At 74.2% G+C, this 15825-nt stretch carries 14 protein-coding genes and 1 pseudogene; 8 read left to right on the forward strand and 7 right to left on the reverse strand.

All coding sequences use genetic code 11. The features are described from left to right. Positions 1 to 115: 115 nt before the first annotated feature. Positions 116 to 1462 carry a hypothetical protein gene (locus ACFP3U_RS29850; RefSeq protein WP_380228836.1) on the reverse strand — a complete coding sequence of 449 codons (1347 nt, stop codon included), beginning with the start codon at positions 1460 to 1462 and terminating at the stop codon, positions 116 to 118. Between the two features lie 309 nt (positions 1463 to 1771). Here ACFP3U_RS29850 and ACFP3U_RS29855 point away from each other — a divergent pair, with 309 nt between their 5' ends. From ACFP3U_RS29855 to ACFP3U_RS29870, 4 genes are read left to right on the forward strand one after another with little or no spacing between them, the layout of a single operon-like run. Next, positions 1772 to 2878, forward strand: a complete 1107-nt coding sequence (locus ACFP3U_RS29855; RefSeq protein ID WP_380228837.1) for a thioester reductase domain-containing protein — start codon at positions 1772 to 1774, stop codon at positions 2876 to 2878. Then, positions 2875 to 3117 carry an acyl carrier protein gene (locus tag ACFP3U_RS29860; RefSeq protein ID WP_380228838.1) on the forward strand — a complete coding sequence of 81 codons (243 nt, stop codon included), beginning with the start codon at positions 2875 to 2877 and terminating at the stop codon, positions 3115 to 3117. Before ACFP3U_RS29855 ends, ACFP3U_RS29860 begins: the two co-directional genes overlap by 4 nt. Then, the gene (locus tag ACFP3U_RS29865) at positions 3114 to 4343 is read left to right on the forward strand and encodes a beta-ketoacyl-[acyl-carrier-protein] synthase family protein (RefSeq protein ID WP_380228839.1); all 1230 of its coding nucleotides are present in this window, start codon (positions 3114 to 3116) and stop codon (positions 4341 to 4343) included. Before ACFP3U_RS29860 ends, ACFP3U_RS29865 begins: the two co-directional genes overlap by 4 nt. A 59-nt stretch (positions 4344 to 4402) precedes the next feature. Then, positions 4403 to 5284: an LnmK family bifunctional acyltransferase/decarboxylase gene (locus tag ACFP3U_RS29870; RefSeq protein ID WP_380228840.1), complete on the forward strand. Its 882-nt coding sequence runs from the start codon at positions 4403 to 4405 to the stop codon at positions 5282 to 5284. A 23-nt stretch (positions 5285 to 5307) separates the two neighbouring features. Here ACFP3U_RS29870 and ACFP3U_RS29875 read toward each other — a convergent pair whose 3' ends face one another. From ACFP3U_RS29875 to ACFP3U_RS29885, 3 genes are all read right to left on the reverse strand, one after another. Continuing rightward, positions 5308 to 6588, reverse strand: coding sequence for a salicylate synthase (locus tag ACFP3U_RS29875; RefSeq protein WP_380228841.1), 1281 nt, complete (start codon positions 6586 to 6588; stop codon positions 5308 to 5310). Beyond that, a complete protein-coding gene (locus ACFP3U_RS29880) occupies positions 6585 to 7382 on the reverse strand; it encodes a methyltransferase (protein ID WP_380228842.1) in 798 nt (265 codons plus the stop codon). Before ACFP3U_RS29880 ends, ACFP3U_RS29875 begins: the two co-directional genes overlap by 4 nt. 277 nt (positions 7383 to 7659) lie before the next feature. Next, the gene (locus tag ACFP3U_RS29885; protein ID WP_380228843.1) at positions 7660 to 7968 is read right to left on the reverse strand and encodes a putative quinol monooxygenase; all 309 of its coding nucleotides are present in this window, start codon (positions 7966 to 7968) and stop codon (positions 7660 to 7662) included. 95 nt (positions 7969 to 8063) lie between these two features. Between ACFP3U_RS29885 and pdxR the strand changes: the two genes are divergently transcribed. Beyond that, on the forward strand, positions 8064 to 9692 hold the full coding sequence (gene pdxR / locus ACFP3U_RS29890) for a MocR-like pyridoxine biosynthesis transcription factor PdxR (RefSeq protein WP_380228844.1): 1629 nt from the start codon (positions 8064 to 8066) through the stop codon (positions 9690 to 9692). Here the strand turns inward: pdxR and ACFP3U_RS29895 are convergent. Further along, positions 9631 to 10509, reverse strand: coding sequence for an alpha/beta fold hydrolase (locus ACFP3U_RS29895; RefSeq protein ID WP_380228845.1), 879 nt, complete (start codon positions 10507 to 10509; stop codon positions 9631 to 9633). The two genes, pdxR and ACFP3U_RS29895, sit on opposite strands and share 62 nt — an antisense overlap. A 485-nt stretch (positions 10510 to 10994) precedes the next feature. On the opposite strand from ACFP3U_RS29895, the gene ACFP3U_RS29900 reads away from it, so the two are divergent. Both ACFP3U_RS29900 and ACFP3U_RS29905 read left to right on the forward strand, forming a co-directional pair. Beyond that, a complete protein-coding gene (locus tag ACFP3U_RS29900) occupies positions 10995 to 11921 on the forward strand; it encodes a DMT family transporter (RefSeq protein ID WP_380228846.1) in 927 nt (308 codons plus the stop codon). Between the two features lie 184 nt (positions 11922 to 12105). Next, positions 12106 to 13134, forward strand: coding sequence for a homoserine dehydrogenase (locus ACFP3U_RS29905; RefSeq protein ID WP_380228847.1), 1029 nt, complete (start codon positions 12106 to 12108; stop codon positions 13132 to 13134). 42 nt (positions 13135 to 13176) lie between these two features. On the opposite strand, the gene ACFP3U_RS29910 is transcribed toward ACFP3U_RS29905, so the two are convergent. Both ACFP3U_RS29910 and ACFP3U_RS29915 read right to left on the reverse strand, forming a co-directional pair. Next, positions 13177 to 14094, reverse strand: coding sequence for an aminoglycoside phosphotransferase family protein (locus ACFP3U_RS29910; protein ID WP_380228848.1), 918 nt, complete (start codon positions 14092 to 14094; stop codon positions 13177 to 13179). Between the two features lie 175 nt (positions 14095 to 14269). After that, positions 14270 to 14659 (reverse strand): annotated as a pseudogene (locus ACFP3U_RS29915) (HAD family hydrolase); the annotation flags it as partial. Positions 14660 to 15004: 345 nt separating this feature from the next. Between ACFP3U_RS29915 and ACFP3U_RS29920 the strand changes: the two are divergent. Beyond that, a complete protein-coding gene (locus tag ACFP3U_RS29920; protein WP_380228849.1) occupies positions 15005 to 15739 on the forward strand; it encodes a dienelactone hydrolase family protein in 735 nt (244 codons plus the stop codon). The last annotated feature ends 86 nt before the right edge of the window (positions 15740 to 15825 follow it).

Consider the following 15825-nt stretch of genomic DNA (forward strand, 5'->3'; position numbering starts at 1 on the left):
CACAAACCCGCTGGCCACAGACCTGAAACGGTCACCCGCGAAGTACGGGTCTAGAGGAGCCCCCCGGACCGCCCACGGCCTGCCCATGATCGAAGTAGGACGGTCGGTTTCCGACTCAACGGGGCGGGGACGCGGTGCGCTGCAGCAGGGCGTCGACCTGTGGCAGGCGCCGGTAGGGGCGGGTCTGGTTGCGCAGCTCGGTCACGGCTCGGTCGATCCGCCGGGACCGCAGGGTGGTGCGGGCGTCGAGGAAGCGGTGCCAGGTGGCGACGGCCTCGTCGAGGCGCCCGTCCTGGGCCTGGAGCCGGGCGAGGCGGGCCAGGGTGACGGCGAGCGAGCGCCGCTCCTCCGCGGGCCGCAGGTGCACCGAATCGGTGAGGGCGGCGACCGCGCCGCGCCGGTCCCCGAGGAACGCGGACATCTCGGCCTGCTGGTGGCGCAGGGCGGCCAGGTGGTAGGCGCCGACCGGCGCCGAGGCGGGCGATCCGGCCCGTTCCAGGAAGCGCTCCGCCGCGGACAGGGTCTGCGGCGCGCGCCTGCGGTCCTGTTCCACGGCGCGGGAGACGGCGAGCTGTCCGTGCAGGAAGGCCCGGCGGAGCGGATCCACACCCGTGCCCGCCGCCACGGCGCCCTCGGAGAGGTGTACGGCCTGCCGGCGGTGGCCGAGCATGAGGGCCTGCACCGACATGCCGCGCAGGGCGATCGCGTAGTCGGTGCTGCTCCCGCCCTCCGCGGCAAGGCTCAGCGCGAGTCGGTAGTAGTGCTGCGCCGCTCCGTGCAGGAGATCGTCCCAGCACATGAAGGCACAGAGGTAGGCGAGCTGCGAGGCGGCGACCAGCAGCCGCTGGTGCTGAACCGGTCGCAGGACCGATCCGAGCAGGGGTTCCACGCTGTGGGCGAGGTAGGAGGCGAGTGCCCGCCGGGCCAGGCCGCCGCCGGCCCGGGCGTCGACGGCGGAGAACAGCGCCGGCATCTCCTCCACCGCGCGGATGTCGGCGATGCCCGGCCGGTACGGTCCGGTCGGCCGGGCGGGCGGGGTGAAGGGCGGCGGCCAGCCCGGTACGGAGAGCGCGGCGATGCTGTAGACGGAGCCTACGAGCGCACGGCCGTGCGGGGGCTGCGGAGCGAGCTGCCGCAGGAGGGTCAACTCCTCACGGGTGTCGACGGGTTCGGGGACCCAGGTGGCCGGCCCGCGCTGGCGGGGCAGCGGCCGGTCCAGGCCGAGGTCCGCGGTGCTCACGGTCCGGCCGAACCGTCGGGAGAACACCTCGGCGAGCAGATCGGGACCGGGTGGTCGGGGGCGGCGGCCCGCGAGCCAGTGGGAGACGGAGGTGCGGTCGTAGGTCGTGCGGATGCCGCACTCGGCGGCGGCCAGGTTGACCGCTCGGGCCAGTTCGCCGCCCGTCCAGCGGGCCTCCACGAGCAGGAGCCGCAGCAAGTGGTTGGGAAGGGGCTGGGACACGGAATCCTCCCTCGCCCACCAGGCGAGGCATGACGTCAACTCTCGCTGGCAGTACGGCCTTCAGGATAAGCGCCAAGCGGACGATTTCCGCCTCGCGCCTTTACCAATCCTCACCCGTGCGGGTGAGGTCGCCGACGATCCGCCCCGCGGCCGAGTGGATCGGTCGGAATGCGCAACACCACGGCGAACGCAACACACCGGCGCCCCGGACCCCCTTCCGCCCGCCCGGCCCGATGTCCCTCACTGGACACCACAGGGAACATCCGGCACGACGGCCCAAGCCGTCGAGACTGCTCTGCGAGGACTCGCATGCTGCTACTGACGGGAGCCACCGGCTTTCTGGGCTCGCGCCTGTGCGCGGAACTGCTGCGACAGACGGAGCAGGAGCTCGTCTGCGTGGTCCGTGCGTCCAGCGCGTCGGAGGCCGAGGAGCGGGTGCGGCGGCGTCTGGCCCGGCAGGACCCCGAGGTGGCCGGCTCCCGCCGGCTGCGCTTCGTCGCGGGCGACCTCACCCGGGAACGGCTCGGACTGCCCGGCGACGTCTACCGCGGCCTGGCCGAGGCGGTGACGGAAGTCCACCACTGCGGCGCGTCGGTGAACATGGCGGCCCCGTACGCGGCGCTGGCCCCGGTCAACGTGGCGGGGACAGCCCGGGTGCTGGAGTTCTGCCGGGCCGCCGGCGACAGCCCGCTGCACCACGTCTCCACGCTGGGCGTGTTCTTCGACGCCCGCCGGGCCGGCCTCGACGTGGTCGGCGAGCACGACCGCCCCACCCAGGAGACCTGCGGGTCGATCGGCTATCCCCGCTCGAAGTACCAGGCCGAGGCCCTGGTCGACGCGGCGGCCGCCGAAGGGCTGCCGGTGGCCGTCTACCGGCCGGGCCTCGTCCTCGCCGACTCCCGCGACGGGGCCTGCCCGCACGACGACTTCACCGCGAACCTGTACGCGGCCTGCGCGCTGTCCGGGCTCTTCCCGCAGACGCACGGCACGATCCCGGTCGTCGCCGCGGACCACGCCGCGCAGATCATCGCCGCGCTGTCGCAGCAGGACGGCTCCCTCGGCGCGGCCCACCCGGTGATGCACCAGGACCCCTTCCCCGCACACCGCTTCCTCGAACAGGCCAGGGCCTACGGCTACGACCTGGCGCCGGCTCCCGCGGACCAGTGGCTCGCGGGGCTGAAGGCCCTCGGCCGGACACCGCAGGCCATGGCGATCCGGGCGCTCGCCATCTCCCGCCACATCCTGGGCCTGGCCCCGGACACCGTCCTGCCCCGGTTCCGGAACCCCCGGACCGTCAAACGGACCGCCGACGCCGGAGTGCCGTCACCCGCCATGGACACGGCCTACTTCGCCCGCATGTTCGACCACCTGATCGACCAGCAGGTCATCCCGCACCCCGCAAGGAGACAACCGTGACCACCGTGCCGTCCCCCCGCCAGAGCCTGGAGCGCGCCCTCACCGGCGGATTCCAGGTGGACACCGCCCAGCTCTCCGACAGCGCCACCCTGGACGACCTCGGCCTGGACTCGCTCGCCGTGGTGGAGCTGATCGACATCCTCGCCGCCGAACTGGGGCGGACCCTCGCGGACGACGCCCTGAACCGCGCGATGACCCTCGGCGAGATCGTCACCGCGTTGCACGAGAGTGCCCCGTGACCGCCGGCCGACAGCCCGCCGGGGTCGTGGTCACCGGACTCGGGCTGGTCACCGCCGCCGGCCAGGGCGCCGACGCCACCTGGAAGGCTGTCACCGCCGGCCGGCCCACCGCCCGTACCTGCTCCGAACTGGACGGGCTCGGCGTGGACTTCGCCTGCCGGCTGGCCGACTTCGAGCCGGCCGCCCGACTGGGCGCCGCCCTGGTGCGCCGCACCGACCGGTACGCCCAACTCGCGCTCGTGGCCGCGGACGAGGCCCTGCGCACGGCCGGCCTGGAGCCGGCCGGCTGGGACGGAGCCAGGGTCGGCGTGGTGATGGGCACCGCCTTCGGCGGCATCACCACCCTGGAGGAACAGACGTACCGGCTCGCCCGCGAGGAGCGCGTCTCGGCCGTCACCATCCCCATGTTCCTGCCCAACGTGCTGGCCGGACAGATCTCCCTTCGCTGGCAGGCCCGCGGCCCGAGCATGACCGTCGGCACCGCCTGCGCCTCCGGGGCCACCGCCATCGGCGTCGGCGCGGACCTGCTCCGTACGGGCGCCTGCGACATCGTGCTGGCCGGCGGCGCCGAGGCACCCGTCAGCCGGCTGCTGGCCGCGGCCTTCGCACGCATGGGCGCCCTGTCCTCCCGACGGTCCGAGCCCGCCCGGGCGTCGCGGCCCTTCGACGCCGACCGCGACGGCTTCGTCCTCGGGGAGGGCGCCGCCGTGCTGGTGCTCGAACGCGAGGCGGACGCCCGCGCGCGGGGCGCGACCGCGCTCGCCCGGATCGCCGGATACGGTGCCTCGGCCGACGCCCACCACCTCACCTCCCCCCACCCGCAGGGAGCCGGACTGGAGGCCGCCGTACGGGCCGCCCTGCGGCAGGCCGGGGCCTCGCCCGCGGACGTCGACCACGTCAACGCCCATGCCACCAGCACCCCGCAGGGCGACCTCGCCGAGGCCGGCCTGCTCGCCCGGCTCTTCGCAGGCGGGGTCAGCGTCACCTCGGCCAAGGGCGCGCTCGGGCACACCCTGGGCGCGGCCGGCGCGATCGAGGCCGCGCTGACCGTCCTCGCCATCGTCGAGCAGACCGTCCCGCCGACCGCGAACCTGGACCGGCCGGACCCGCGCGTCGACCTGGACCTCGTCACCGGAACCCCGCGGCCCCAGCGCATCCGCCTCGCGCTGTCGGCCTCCAGCGGGTTCGGCGGCCAGAACGCCGTGCTCGCCCTCGCCCCCGCCTGACCTCGTACCGCCCCCGCCTGGCCTCGTACCTGACCTCGTACCGCCTCTCCAGGAGACCGATGCCCGACCACCCGACCACCGCCCCGCACACGACACGAACCCTCACCGTCGAACTGTCGATGTGCGGCCAGAGCGCCTTGTTCGCGGCCCGGATCGGCGACTGGACCTGGGACGTGGTGTCCCGACAGTGCGGACTCGACATCCACCGGGCCCGTACCCCCGACGGCGACCCGACCTACCTCGCCTACACCTACTTCCGCATCCGCGGCAGCCGCGCCCTGCCCGTGCTGGGCCTGCGCCTCGGGGACGAGGTACGCGTCGACTCGCAGGCCTACAGCTGCGGCAGCCAATCGGTCGCCGTACTGCACCGCGTCACACCCACCGCCGGATCCGACTGCCTGTACGTCGAGAACCTCAACCGCTGGATCACCCGCGCCCGCTCCGACGGCGGCTCCGGTCTGGCCGGCGCCGCCCCACTCGGCTTCACCCACGACCACCTGCCCCGACTGCCCGCCGACCGCTCCCTGCGCGCCGTCCCCTCCGCCGCCCGCCGGGCCGGCACCCTCCTGAGCCCCGCCCCGGCAGCCTCCCACCTCGCCGCACCCCCGTTCACCACCACCTACCGCATCGACCCCGCCCGCGACCTGAACGCCGTGGGCATCGTCTACTTCGCCTCCTACTTCGCCATCATCGACTCCGCCGTCCTGGCGTTCTGGCGGCACCTGGGACGCCCCGACCACGCGTTCCTGCGACGACGCGTCCTGGACCAGAAACTCTGCTACCTCGAGAACGCCGCGCCGCACGCGGAACTCGACCTGACCCTCCGCCTGTACACCCTCCCCGACGAGGACGTACTCGACATCACCCTGCGGGACCGCACCAGCGGACGCCTGCTCGCGCTGAGCACCCTCGACATCGCTCACGACGACCCCGACTGGTAGCCGGTAGCCGAACGCGGACCCGGTCAGTCGCCGTCTGCGGCGGGGACGAGGTGCTCGGCGACGCTGCGGAGCTTCTCGCAGGTCTCCTCGTGCTCCCGTTCGGACCGGGACTGGCGGACGATGCCGGCGCCGGCCTGGAGCCAGCAGCGCCCGTCCTGTCGGAAGACGCTGCGCAGGACCAGGGCGGCGTCCAGGGTGCCGTCCGCGTCGCAGGTCAGGACCGCTCCGCCGTACAGGCCGCGGGGCCGTCCCTCCAGCGCGCGGATGACGGGGTAGGCGGGGGCTTTGGGGATGCCGGTGGCGGTGACCGCGGGGAACAGGGCCGCGAAGGCGTCCCAGGGGCCGAGGCCGGGGCGCAGACGGCCGGTCACGACGGAGGCCAGATGCTGGACGCTGCCACGGTCCAGGACGTTCAGGTACTCGCTGACGCCGGTGGTGTGGCAGACCGCGGCCAACTCCTCCAGCGCGAGCTTGACCGAGATCGCGTGCTCGTGGATCTCCTTGGGGTCCCGCAGCAGTTCGGCCCGCAGCCGGGCGTCCTCGGCCTGCGATCCGGTACGCGCCCGGGTACCGGCCAGCGGACGGCTGATCACCAGACCCTCGCGGGTGACCTCGGCCACCGTCTCCGGGCTGAACCCGGCGGCCTGCACCCCGCCGAGGTCCAGCAGGAAGGAGCGGGCGGGCGTGTTGGCCCGGCGTCCGGCCAGGTAGGTGGCGACCAGGTCGACGGGGGCGGGGACGTCCAGGCGCCGGGAGAGGATCACCTTGTCCAGGGGGCCGCCGCCGTGCAGTTCGGCCACGGCGGCGGCCACCGCCGCGCGGAAGTTGCCGGTGTCCTCCAGCGCCAGGGCGATCCGGTCGCCGCGCTCGGTCGGGGCCGCCTGGGGGTCCTGGCCCGCGCTCACCAGGGCGGCCAGCCGGTCCAGGTGCTCGGGGCTGGTGGAGCGGATCAGGACGCTGCCGCCGTCGGCGCGGATCTCGTCCCCGGGGACGATCAGGTGCAGGAGGGGGCCCGTGGGCCGGCCCGCTCCCGCCAGCGCGGCGGCGAGTTCGAATGCGGCCCAGCCGTAGGCACGCCAGTCGCTGACCGGCACCCGGGCGAGCCGCTCGGCCACGGTGCGCAGCGGTGCGGGCTCGGGGCCGGACAGGCGCACCGTGGCCAGGGGCCGGCCGGCCAGCGACCATTCGGCGGGGCCCTCGTAGACCACGTACTGGTCGTAGCCGGTGCCGCGGACCAGCCGGGCCATCAGCCGCAGCGGGTCCTCGGCGACCGGCAGCCGTACCTCCAGGTACCGGGTGGTCACGGCGTCTCCTCGGGTCTCAGGGGGCGGCGTCCGCGCACGCTGACCAGCGGATAGGAGTTGACGACGAACTCCGGGTCGCGCAGCAGCCGGTGGAAGTCGGCCAGTTCGGCCGCGCCGATGCCGGCCACGGCCAGGTCGGCGGCGACCTGTTCGGTGTTGTGGCGGTGCAGGTCGATGCCCCGGCTCCCGCCCGGCCATGCCTCGGCGTACGTGGTCGCGGACAGCTCCCGCAGCCCGGCGCGGGCCATCGCTCCGAGCACCCGCCGCCCCCACAGCGGATCCGCCCCGGCCCCCTCCAGCAGGCCGAGCAGCGCCTGGTGGACCCTTTCGAACAGGGCCGTCGACGCGCTGTCGGGGGCGGCCAGCACCGGTGTCCAGCCGCAGTCGAACTCCTCCAGCAGCAGCCGGCCGCCCGGCCGCAGCGCGGCCACGAGCCGGTCCAGCACCGCCAGCCGCTCCGGCAGGTGCAGCAGCACCAGCCGGGCATGGATCAGGTCGAAGTCCCCGTCCGGCAGCGGGTCCCGGACCACGTCGTGGCGCACCAGCCGCACCTGCGCGGGGCGCTCCCGGGAGGCGGCCCAGCGCGGCTCGATCTCGGTGACGATCACCCGCCCACCGGCTCCGACCCGGGCGCCCATCCAGTGACCGAGCGATCCGCTGCCGCCGCCGACCTCCAGGCAGCTCCAGCCGGCACCGAGCCCTGTTCGGATCAACTGCTGCTGCGAGACGGGGTCGTAACACGCCTCCAGGGCGGCGAACCGACCGGCCGCCTCTCCCCGGGCACTGTCGAACAAATACCGTGACACCACGCCTCCAGGCGTCCGACGGGATCGGGCGCCCCATGGTCACGCCTGTCCGCCACCTCCTGGTAGGGCACGCGGGAGCACGCTCCGGCGCGCAAACGCACCGAGCGCCCTCCCCACGAACGGCCCGGCAAGTACCGAACCGTCCACCACCCGGGCAAGGGACGGCCCCGCCCGGGTGGTTCGGTGTGCCCTGGAGCCCTGGAGCCCTGGAGCCCTGGAGCCCGGGCTGCCGCGTACGGCAGCGGGCCTGTCGGGCCCGCGGACCTCAGGCGATGCGGCGCAGCAGACTGACGCGAAGCTCGCCGTCGAGCAGATCGTCGAGCTGGGCCGCGAAGTCCCGCAGGTGGGAGGTCTGGAGGTTGGCGGCGTGCTCGGCGGGGCTGCGCCAGATCTCGTAGAAGCAGAACGAGGCGGGGTCGTCCACGTCCACGTGCAGGTCGTAGGCGACGCAGCCCGGCTCGCGCGAGGTGGGCGCCACGAGCGCGGTGAGCGCCTGGCGCAGAGCCTGCTCCTTGCCGGGCTTGGCGCGCAACTGGGCGACGACTGTCAAGGCGGGGGATTCGATGTTCGTCATCAGGGGGTTGTTCCTGTTCATGGCGCGGTGGCCTGCTGCCACCAGCTACGGGGACGACGCTAGAGCCAAGTGGTCCGGCTATACAGTCCTCTTCCATGAGAGATGACCGAACCAATCGAGCAACCGGCCTGCTCATCGAAGTGTCCGAGGACGGTGGGTCGTTGTACGAGCGCCTGACGAGTGGGATCAGGGCCGCGATCGCGGAGGGCCGCCTGGCGCCGGGCCACCTGCTACCCCCGAGCCGCGCGCTGGCCGCCGAACTCGGCTGCTCCCGGTGGGTCGTCAACGAGGCGTACACCCAGCTCGCCGCCGAGGGGAGCCTGCAGACCCGGCAGGGCTCCGGCACGCGCGTCACGGCCCAACCCGTCACGGCCCAACCCGTCATGGCCCCACCCGTCACGGCCCCACCCGTCACGGCCCAACCCGTCATGCGCAACCCGGACCGGGCACCGGCGACCCGGCCAGCCCCTTCCACACCGCCGGTGGTGGCCGACCTCCGGCCGGGCGCACCGGACGTGGCCGCCTTCCCCGCACCCGGATGGACCCGGTCCCTGCAGCACGTCCTCGCCACCGCCGACTGGGAACGGTCGGTGTTCCCGCCGGCGGAGGGAGCGTGGCGGTTGCGGGAGGTCGTCGCCGCCTATCTGAGCCGGGTACGCGGACTGACCGTCGAGCCTGACGAGGTACTCATCACCTGCGGTACCTCCCACGGAGTGTCGCTCGTGGCGCGGGTCCTGGCCGCACGCGGGGTGCCGAGCCTGGCGGTCGAGGATCCCGGCTGGTCCCGGCTGCACCGGGTCGCGGCCGCCGCCGGTCTGCTCACCGAGCCGGTCGCCGTGGATGCCGAGGGCCTCGACGTCGAGGCGTTGCGGCGGACGGACGCCCGGGCGGTGCTGTGCGCGCCGGCCCATCAGTTCCCCACCGGCACGGCCCTGTCGCCCACCCGCCGAAGGGCTCTGCTCGCCTGGGCCGCGGAGCGCTCCTCCGTGATCATCGAGGACGACTACGACGCCGAGTTCCGCTACGACCGCAGACCCGTCGGTGCGCTGGCCGGCCTCGACCGCAGCCACGTGGTCTACCTGGGCTCGGTCAGCAAGACCCTGCATCCCGGACTGCGTCTGGGATGGCTGGTCCCACCACCGGAACTGCGCCAACCGCTGAGTGACGCCCTCGACGCCACGGCCGCCGGTCCGAGCACCCTGGACCAGCTCACCTTCGCCAGACTCGCCGACACCGGCGGCTACGACCGGCACCTGCGGCGCGTGCGCAAGGCTTACCGAGCGCGCCGCGACGCTCTCGTGACCGCCTTGGGCAGCCACGCCGTCATCCGTGACTGCGGCCCGGTCGACGGCATCGCCGCAGGCCTGCATCTGCTGGTTCCGTTGCCTCGCGGACTGAAGGACGACGTGATCGCCGAACACCTCGCGGGCCGCGGCATCGCCACCATCGCCCTCTCCGACTACGCCACCCGGCGCCACCCGCCGGCCCTGGTCATCGGCTACGGCCGGCTCGCCCCGAGCCGCGCGCAGTGGGCGGCCGAGCAGATCGCGGAGGTCCTCCTCGACGAACTGAACGCCTCGTCGACGGGGGAGCTCCGCCCCCTGCCCGACCCCGAACGCACCGGACACGGGCGCACCACCCCGCCGAGCCTGGTCCGGCATGTCACCGCTGGCCCCGCCGGTACGGGCGGCAGAACGGCAGGTCGGTCACCCGGCGGCCGTTGAAGTGCGCCATGAGCAACTCGCAGTACTCCGCGTCGCGTTGCACGTGGACGAGATGGTCCGCCTCGGCGACGGCGACGCAGACGCTCGACGGGTAGGTCGACGCGACCCGGCTCGCGTTCTCCAGAGGCGCGAGCGTGTCGTGCTCTCCGGTGAACAGTACGACCGGCACCGGTGGTGACGGATCGGGGTGGATCACCCGAGTGCCCCAGAGCCGCCGGGAGTTGCTGATGAACTTGTCCCGGAACCCCTCCGGCGCACCCAGCAACTGGGACGCCAGAACACGCCGCACGGCCTCGCCCCTGCGGACGGGACGCGCGGGGTCCGAGGGACTCATGCTGTCCACCACGCTGGCCACGAACTGCCGGATCTCGCCCGCCGACAGCAGGGCCGCGGTCCGCTGGAGGCGCGTCACCTCCTCCGGGGTCGGAGTGTCGATGAGGCCCTGGAGGGCGAGGCTCCGCACCAGCGTCGGGTGGCGCTGGGCGAAGCGGTGTGCCACGAGCGCGCCGTACGAGCAGCCGAGCAGGTTCACCCGCGCCGTGCCCAGAGCGCCCAGCGCCCGCGCCGTGGCCTCCGCGAGGAAGTCGATGTCGTAGTCGTGCGGCAGGTGGTCGGCGCCGCCCCAACCCGGTAGGTCGAGCGTGATCACGGTCGTGGACCGGGTGAGGACCGCCTCGTGGCGACGCCAGGCGAACATGTCCTGGAAAGCACCACCGAGGATGAGTACCGGGTCCATCGCCGGACGGTCGGCGGCCATGACGCGGCAGTGGTAGGTGAAGCCCGCGTACCGCAGTGTGTGGATGGATTCCTGGGGCATGCCGTTCCCCACTCATGTGAAGGGCAGAGGTGTCCGGGAAACGACCACCCGCAGGTCGAGGACACGGCTGGTGGCGGTCGCTCGTCCCAACAGCTGCGACACGGGTGCGAATCGGCTGCGGACCGTTCCCGCCACGGGGTGGCGGTGGGGGCGCGGGTCGGTCCGCCGCTCCGCCCGGTCGGCTGACCTGTGTGGCCGGCGGACCTGCGTGGCAGGCCGAACGACCCGGCGGCCGAGCGGTGTGCCGGGAAGGGCCCGGAAAGGAGGCCCTTCCCCGGGGTGCCGTAGGGTGAAGGACATGCCTTCCGCAGCAGTGCTCCCGCCGCCCGCCCTCTGAGGCGGGTCGCCAACGACACCGGCGCGTAGCCCGGCCAACGGCCGCGGCGCGCTGATTGGTTGTGCCCGCAGACGCGAGACCACGACCATCTGCTCCGTCGGGAGATCCCTTCGTGTCGAATACTGCTGCTGTCCTGACCCCTGCCCCCGTGCGGGCGCACCGATCCGTGCGCCGGGGCCTCGCCTGCCTGGCGTTCGCCGGCCTCGCCTGGGGCACGACCGGTGCCGCCGTGGACTTCGTCCAACGGTCCAGCGACCTCGGGCCCATGGCCGTCTCGTTCTGGCGCTTCCTGACCGGCGTGGCCCTGCTGCTCGCCGCCCGGGTCCTCCGGCCCGCCCGCGCGGTGCCCGGGACGCCCCGGCCGATCGGTCGGCGTGTGCTGCTGTTCACGGGCACCGGCATCGGTCTGGCGGTCCTCCAGACCGCCTACTTCGCGGCCGTGCAGGACACCGGTCTGGCGGTGGGCACCATCGTCGCGCTGGGGGCGGCGCCGGTCCTCACGGCCGCCGGCGGGCGCGTGTTCCTCGGCGAACACATCGGCCGCGCGGGGCTGCTCGCGGTCGCCGGGGCGCTGACCGGCCTGGCGATCCTGGTGCTGGGCAACCGGGCCGGAGCCGTCCACCCGGCCGGCGTGGGCCTGGCCCTGCTGTCCGCCGCCGGTTTCGCCGTCACCAACCTCCTGGGCCGGTGGACCGGACGACACGGCGCGGGTGAGGAGCCCTTCACCCTCACCGTCGGGTCGTTCGCCGTCGGCGCGGCCGTCATGCTGCCGTTCGCCCAGGCCGAGGGCCTTCTGCCGCACACCGCCCACCTGGGCCGGATCGTGCTGCTGATGCTCTACGTCGCCGCCGTCACCACGGCACTCGCCTACCCGCTCTACTTCGCCGGAGCGGCCGTCCTCCGCGCGGCCACGGCGTCGGTGGTGATGCTCGTCGAGCCGGTCGGCGCGGCTGTGCTCGCCGTCCTCCTCCTCGGTGAACGGCTCACCTTGGCCACGGTCGTCGGGACGACGCTGATGCTCGCGGCCATCGGCGGCCTGGCGCTCACCGAGTCACGCCCGGCCGCGGAGAGCTGACGGGTCACCGGGGAGTGTGGTGCGCCGGGCTCCTGGCCTGGCGCACCACCGCCCGGAGCGTCCGCGCACGGGGGCGGTACGATCCTCCGTCGACAAACCGTCATCCCGTTCGCTCCACCGCGAGTCGGCCGACGGCGGTTCGCTGGTCGCTGCCGCACACAGCCGAGGAAGGAGACGCCCCGCCATGACACCCGCCGTTGCGCCGCGTTCACCGGAGGACGCCGTCGTGGTGCTCTCGGGCTACGGCCCGGTCGGCCGCGCCTACGCCGACCTGATCCGGACCCGGGGCGACGAACTCGCCCTCCGGTACGGCGTCCGGCTGCGGCTCGGCGCCGTTCGCACCGGCTCCGCGCACTGCCTGCCGCAGCCGGGCGGCCCGGTGCCGCCACGCCCGGCCTGGGGCCCGCCGGTGGCGTTGGAGGAGAGCCTCGACCTGACCGGGGCACGCGTGCTGGTGCAGGCGCTGCCCTCCTCTCCGGCGGTGCGGCGACAGGCCGCCGAGGAGGCCGTCCTGGCCCTGCGCCGCGGGGTCCACGTGGTCACGGCGGCCAAGGGCCACCTGCTCACCCACTGGTCCGAACTCGGCGAGGCCGCGCAGGCCGGCCGCAGCCTGATCAGGATCTCCGGGGCCACCGGCGCCGCGCTGCCGACGGCCGACCTGGCGCGCGCGGGCGTCCGCGGCCTCGGGTGCGGATCGGTCCGGGCGTGCCCCAACGGGACGGCCACCTTCGTCCTCGACCGGCTGGCGGCGGGGGAGTCCCTGGCGGAGGCGGTCGGCGAGGCACAGCGGCGGGGCATCGCCGAGGCCGACCCCTCGGCCGACCTCTCCGGGGAGGACGCGGCCACCAAGGTGCGGCTGCTGGCGGCCCTGCTGTGGGGGTGGGAACCGTCGGCCGTACGGGTGCGGACGGAGCCGGTGGACGGGCACACCGCGCCGGCCGCCGTGGCCGCGGCCGGCCGGGGGAACAGGCTGCGGGCGGTGGCGGTCGCTAGCCTCGACGAGCCCCTGGTGGTCCGCGTCCGGCTGGAGGAGACCGCTCCGGGGGATCCGCTCCACGCGCTGACCGGGCCGGAGAAGGCCGTCGTCTACGGTTGCCCGGACGCCGGGGACATCACCGTGAGCGGCGGCCGTTCGAGCCCGGTCGGTGCGGCTCTCGCGATGCTCAAGGACACCCTCGACGTGACGACGGCCGGCCGTTTCGGCTTCGGCTGAGGGCCTCCCGGCGGATGCGGCCGACGGGAGGCCCTCACCGATTCACCGATGGTCCGCCGCGACGAGGCGTCGCAGCGCGGCGTGGCCGGGTGGGCCCCAGGTGGCCTTGCCGCCGGGGCGCCCATGGACGCCGGCCTCGCCGATGAGGATGCAGACGAGGGCTTTCAGCACCGCCCAGCCGCGGGCGCGGCGCAGGGTCGCGGCGTCCGGGGCGGGCCGGTAGGCCTCGTGGAAGCGGTCGACGGCGCCGTCCGGCAGCAGGATCCAAGCGGCGGCGAGGTCGACGGCCGGATCGCCGGCGAAGAGGTCACCGAAGTCGATCACGCCGCAGAAGGTGCCGTCCGCGGTGAGCACGTTGGCCGGATGCAGGTCGCCGTGGAGCCACAGGGCCGGGCCCGCCCAGTCGGGGGCGGCCACGGCGTCCTCCCAGACCGCGCGGACGGCGTCCGGCTCGGGGACCAGCCCCATCGCGGTGGCCTCTTCGAGCTGCCGGGCGAAGCCTTCGGCATAATCGGCCAGCGGCCCCCCGCGGCCACGGCCCGCCGGAGCCCCGGTGGGCGCGGGTCGGTGAAGGGCCGTCAGGAAGGCGGCCAGGCTGTCGGCGGCCTCCACGGCGCGCGTGGCGGGGGCGCGGTCGGCGGGCTCGCCCGGCACCCAGGTGGTGACGATCCAGGGCCTCGGAAACCGCTCGGAGGGCTCACCGAGGCGCTGCGGCACGGGAACCGGCAACGGAAGGCGCGGCGCCAGCGAGGGCAGCCAGGCGTGCTCCTTGCGCAGCAGCGCGTCGGCGGACTGCGTCGCCCAGGGCAACCGGACGGCGAGGTCGTCGCCGAGCCGCCACAGCTGGTTGTCCCAACCACGCGCGCCGAGCCGCACCGGGCGATCGGCCAGGTCAGGATGCTGGTCGCGCAGCAGATCCCGGATCAGGTCGGCGGTGATTCCGATCTCGGTGTGAGTCATGCGGACCAACCCTAGCCGGGCGGTTGGCCGGCTCGTCAACGGCTGACCGGCGACGCCCGGCCGCCCCCACGCCGGCCCGCCGGGCCCTCGAACCACCCGCAGCTGACCAGCGGCTCGCCAGCGACACAATCGCCCCCGCTGCGGGCAGACCGCCGGCGCACCACGCCCGCCCGTGTCAGAAGAGGTCCAGCAATTCCGCCAGGGAGGCGATGGAAGGCACCTCCGTGGTGACCGGTCCCCGGCAGACCGCGCGCCCCGCGTACCCGAGCCGGATCGCGGCGGCGACCAGGGCCGGATCGTCGTCGACGAACAGGCACTGCGCCGGCGCGAGCTCCAGCGCGGTGCTGGCATGGTGGTACATGCGCGGGTCCGGCTTGTTGCAGCCGAGCACCGCGGAGATCGCGTGCGCCTCGAAGAGCCGCCGGATCCCCAGTCCCGCGTGAAGGTCGGGCAGATTGGGCCAGGCATCCGACACCACCGCCATCCGCACGCCCCGTCGGCTGAGCTCTTCGAGGGTTCCCACGACCTCCGGGTAGGTCTCCAGGAGCGCGGCCGGCGGGACCTCGCGGCGCCAGTCTGGCCAACGGAGGCCCGCTCGTAGACCCTTGACGCCATCGCCGGCGGCGCGCGGGTGCCGTCCAGCCGGATCATGGGCCGGAGCGGGGGCGACGAAACCGGAAGGCGGCGGGTCGCACTCGAACGAGTGAGTGGGCTCCGGGTCGGTGCCAAGCTCGCGAAAACCTGTTGGCGGACCGCGGCGGCCACTGCTACCTTGCCGGAGGCCGTGCGAGAGAACGAGGAGGTGGTACCCGTGAACGCGATATCGACATGGGTGCTCCCCTCCGGGGTCACGGTCGGGCGATAGGTCGTCCGGGAGCGCCGTTCACGTGCACTCCCGAAAGGCACGACCATGCGTTTCACTTCCGAGCAGCGCCTCGACGACGGCGTCCTCGAACGCGAATTCACCCTCGGCCAGGGCCTCGGCGAGATCCCCGGCACCCTCTGGACGCCCGGATCCGCACCGGCTCCGCTGATCCTGATGGCCCACAACAACGGCTTGCCCAAGTCGGACCCCCGGCTGGTGGCCCGGGCCCGGTACACCGCGGCGCGCGGCTACGCGGTGGCCACCATCGACGCCGCCGGGTGCGGTGACCGGCCCCGCTCCGCCGCCGAGGAGCAGGCCCGCGCCGAGCTCCGCCGGGCGATGCAGGCCGGCGAGCCGGTCGACGAGATCTTCGAGTCCTTCATCGGCCCGATGGTCGAGAAGGCCGTCCCGGACTGGCAGGCGACGCTGGACGCCGTCCTGTCGCTGCCCGGGATCGGTGGCCCGGTCGGGTACTCGGGGGGCTGGACCGCCCTCGGCATCCGACTGGCGGTGGTCGAGCCGCGCATCGTGGCCGCCGGCTTCTTCGCCGGGGGCTTCGTGCCCCGCGCCCAGCGCGAGGAGGCCCGGCAGGTCACCATCCCGCTGCTGTTCCTGCTGCAGTGGGACGACGAGGGCAACCCCCGGCAGCGGGCCCTGGACCTGTTCGACGCCTTCGGCAGCAAGGAGAAGACACTGCACGCCAACCTGGGCGGGCACACCGGCACGCCGTGGTTCGAGCTGGAGGACGGGTGCCGGTTCCTGGACCGACACCTGAAGTGAGTCCGGGCCGTCAGGCCGGCGCCGGACGGTAGGCAGCGCCGGCCGGGCCACCGCTTGTCGGGGAGGGCCAGGGCCTGTCCTCGATG

Source organism: Kitasatospora misakiensis (assembly GCF_042656005.1).
Classification (GTDB): domain Bacteria; phylum Actinomycetota; class Actinomycetes; order Streptomycetales; family Streptomycetaceae; genus Kitasatospora; species Kitasatospora misakiensis.

Excerpts from the sequence above, each read along its gene's own strand:
- ACFP3U_RS29855 (WP_380228837.1), top strand. The coding sequence starts at position 1,772 with ATGCTGCTACTGACGGGAGCCACCGGCTTTCTGGGCTCGCGCCTGTGC.
- ACFP3U_RS29870 (WP_380228840.1), top strand. The coding sequence starts at position 4,403 with ATGCCCGACCACCCGACCACCGCCCCGCACACGACACGAACCCTCACC.
- ACFP3U_RS29885 (WP_380228843.1), bottom strand. The coding sequence starts at position 7,968 with ATGACGAACATCGAATCCCCCGCCTTGACAGTCGTCGCCCAGTTGCGC.
- pdxR (WP_380228844.1), top strand. The coding sequence starts at position 8,064 with ATGAGAGATGACCGAACCAATCGAGCAACCGGCCTGCTCATCGAAGTG.
- ACFP3U_RS29895 (WP_380228845.1), bottom strand. The coding sequence starts at position 10,509 with ATGCCCCAGGAATCCATCCACACACTGCGGTACGCGGGCTTCACCTAC.
- ACFP3U_RS29905 (WP_380228847.1), top strand. The coding sequence starts at position 12,106 with ATGACACCCGCCGTTGCGCCGCGTTCACCGGAGGACGCCGTCGTGGTG.
- ACFP3U_RS29910 (WP_380228848.1), bottom strand. The coding sequence starts at position 14,094 with ATGACTCACACCGAGATCGGAATCACCGCCGACCTGATCCGGGATCTG.
- ACFP3U_RS29920 (WP_380228849.1), top strand. The coding sequence starts at position 15,005 with ATGCGTTTCACTTCCGAGCAGCGCCTCGACGACGGCGTCCTCGAACGC.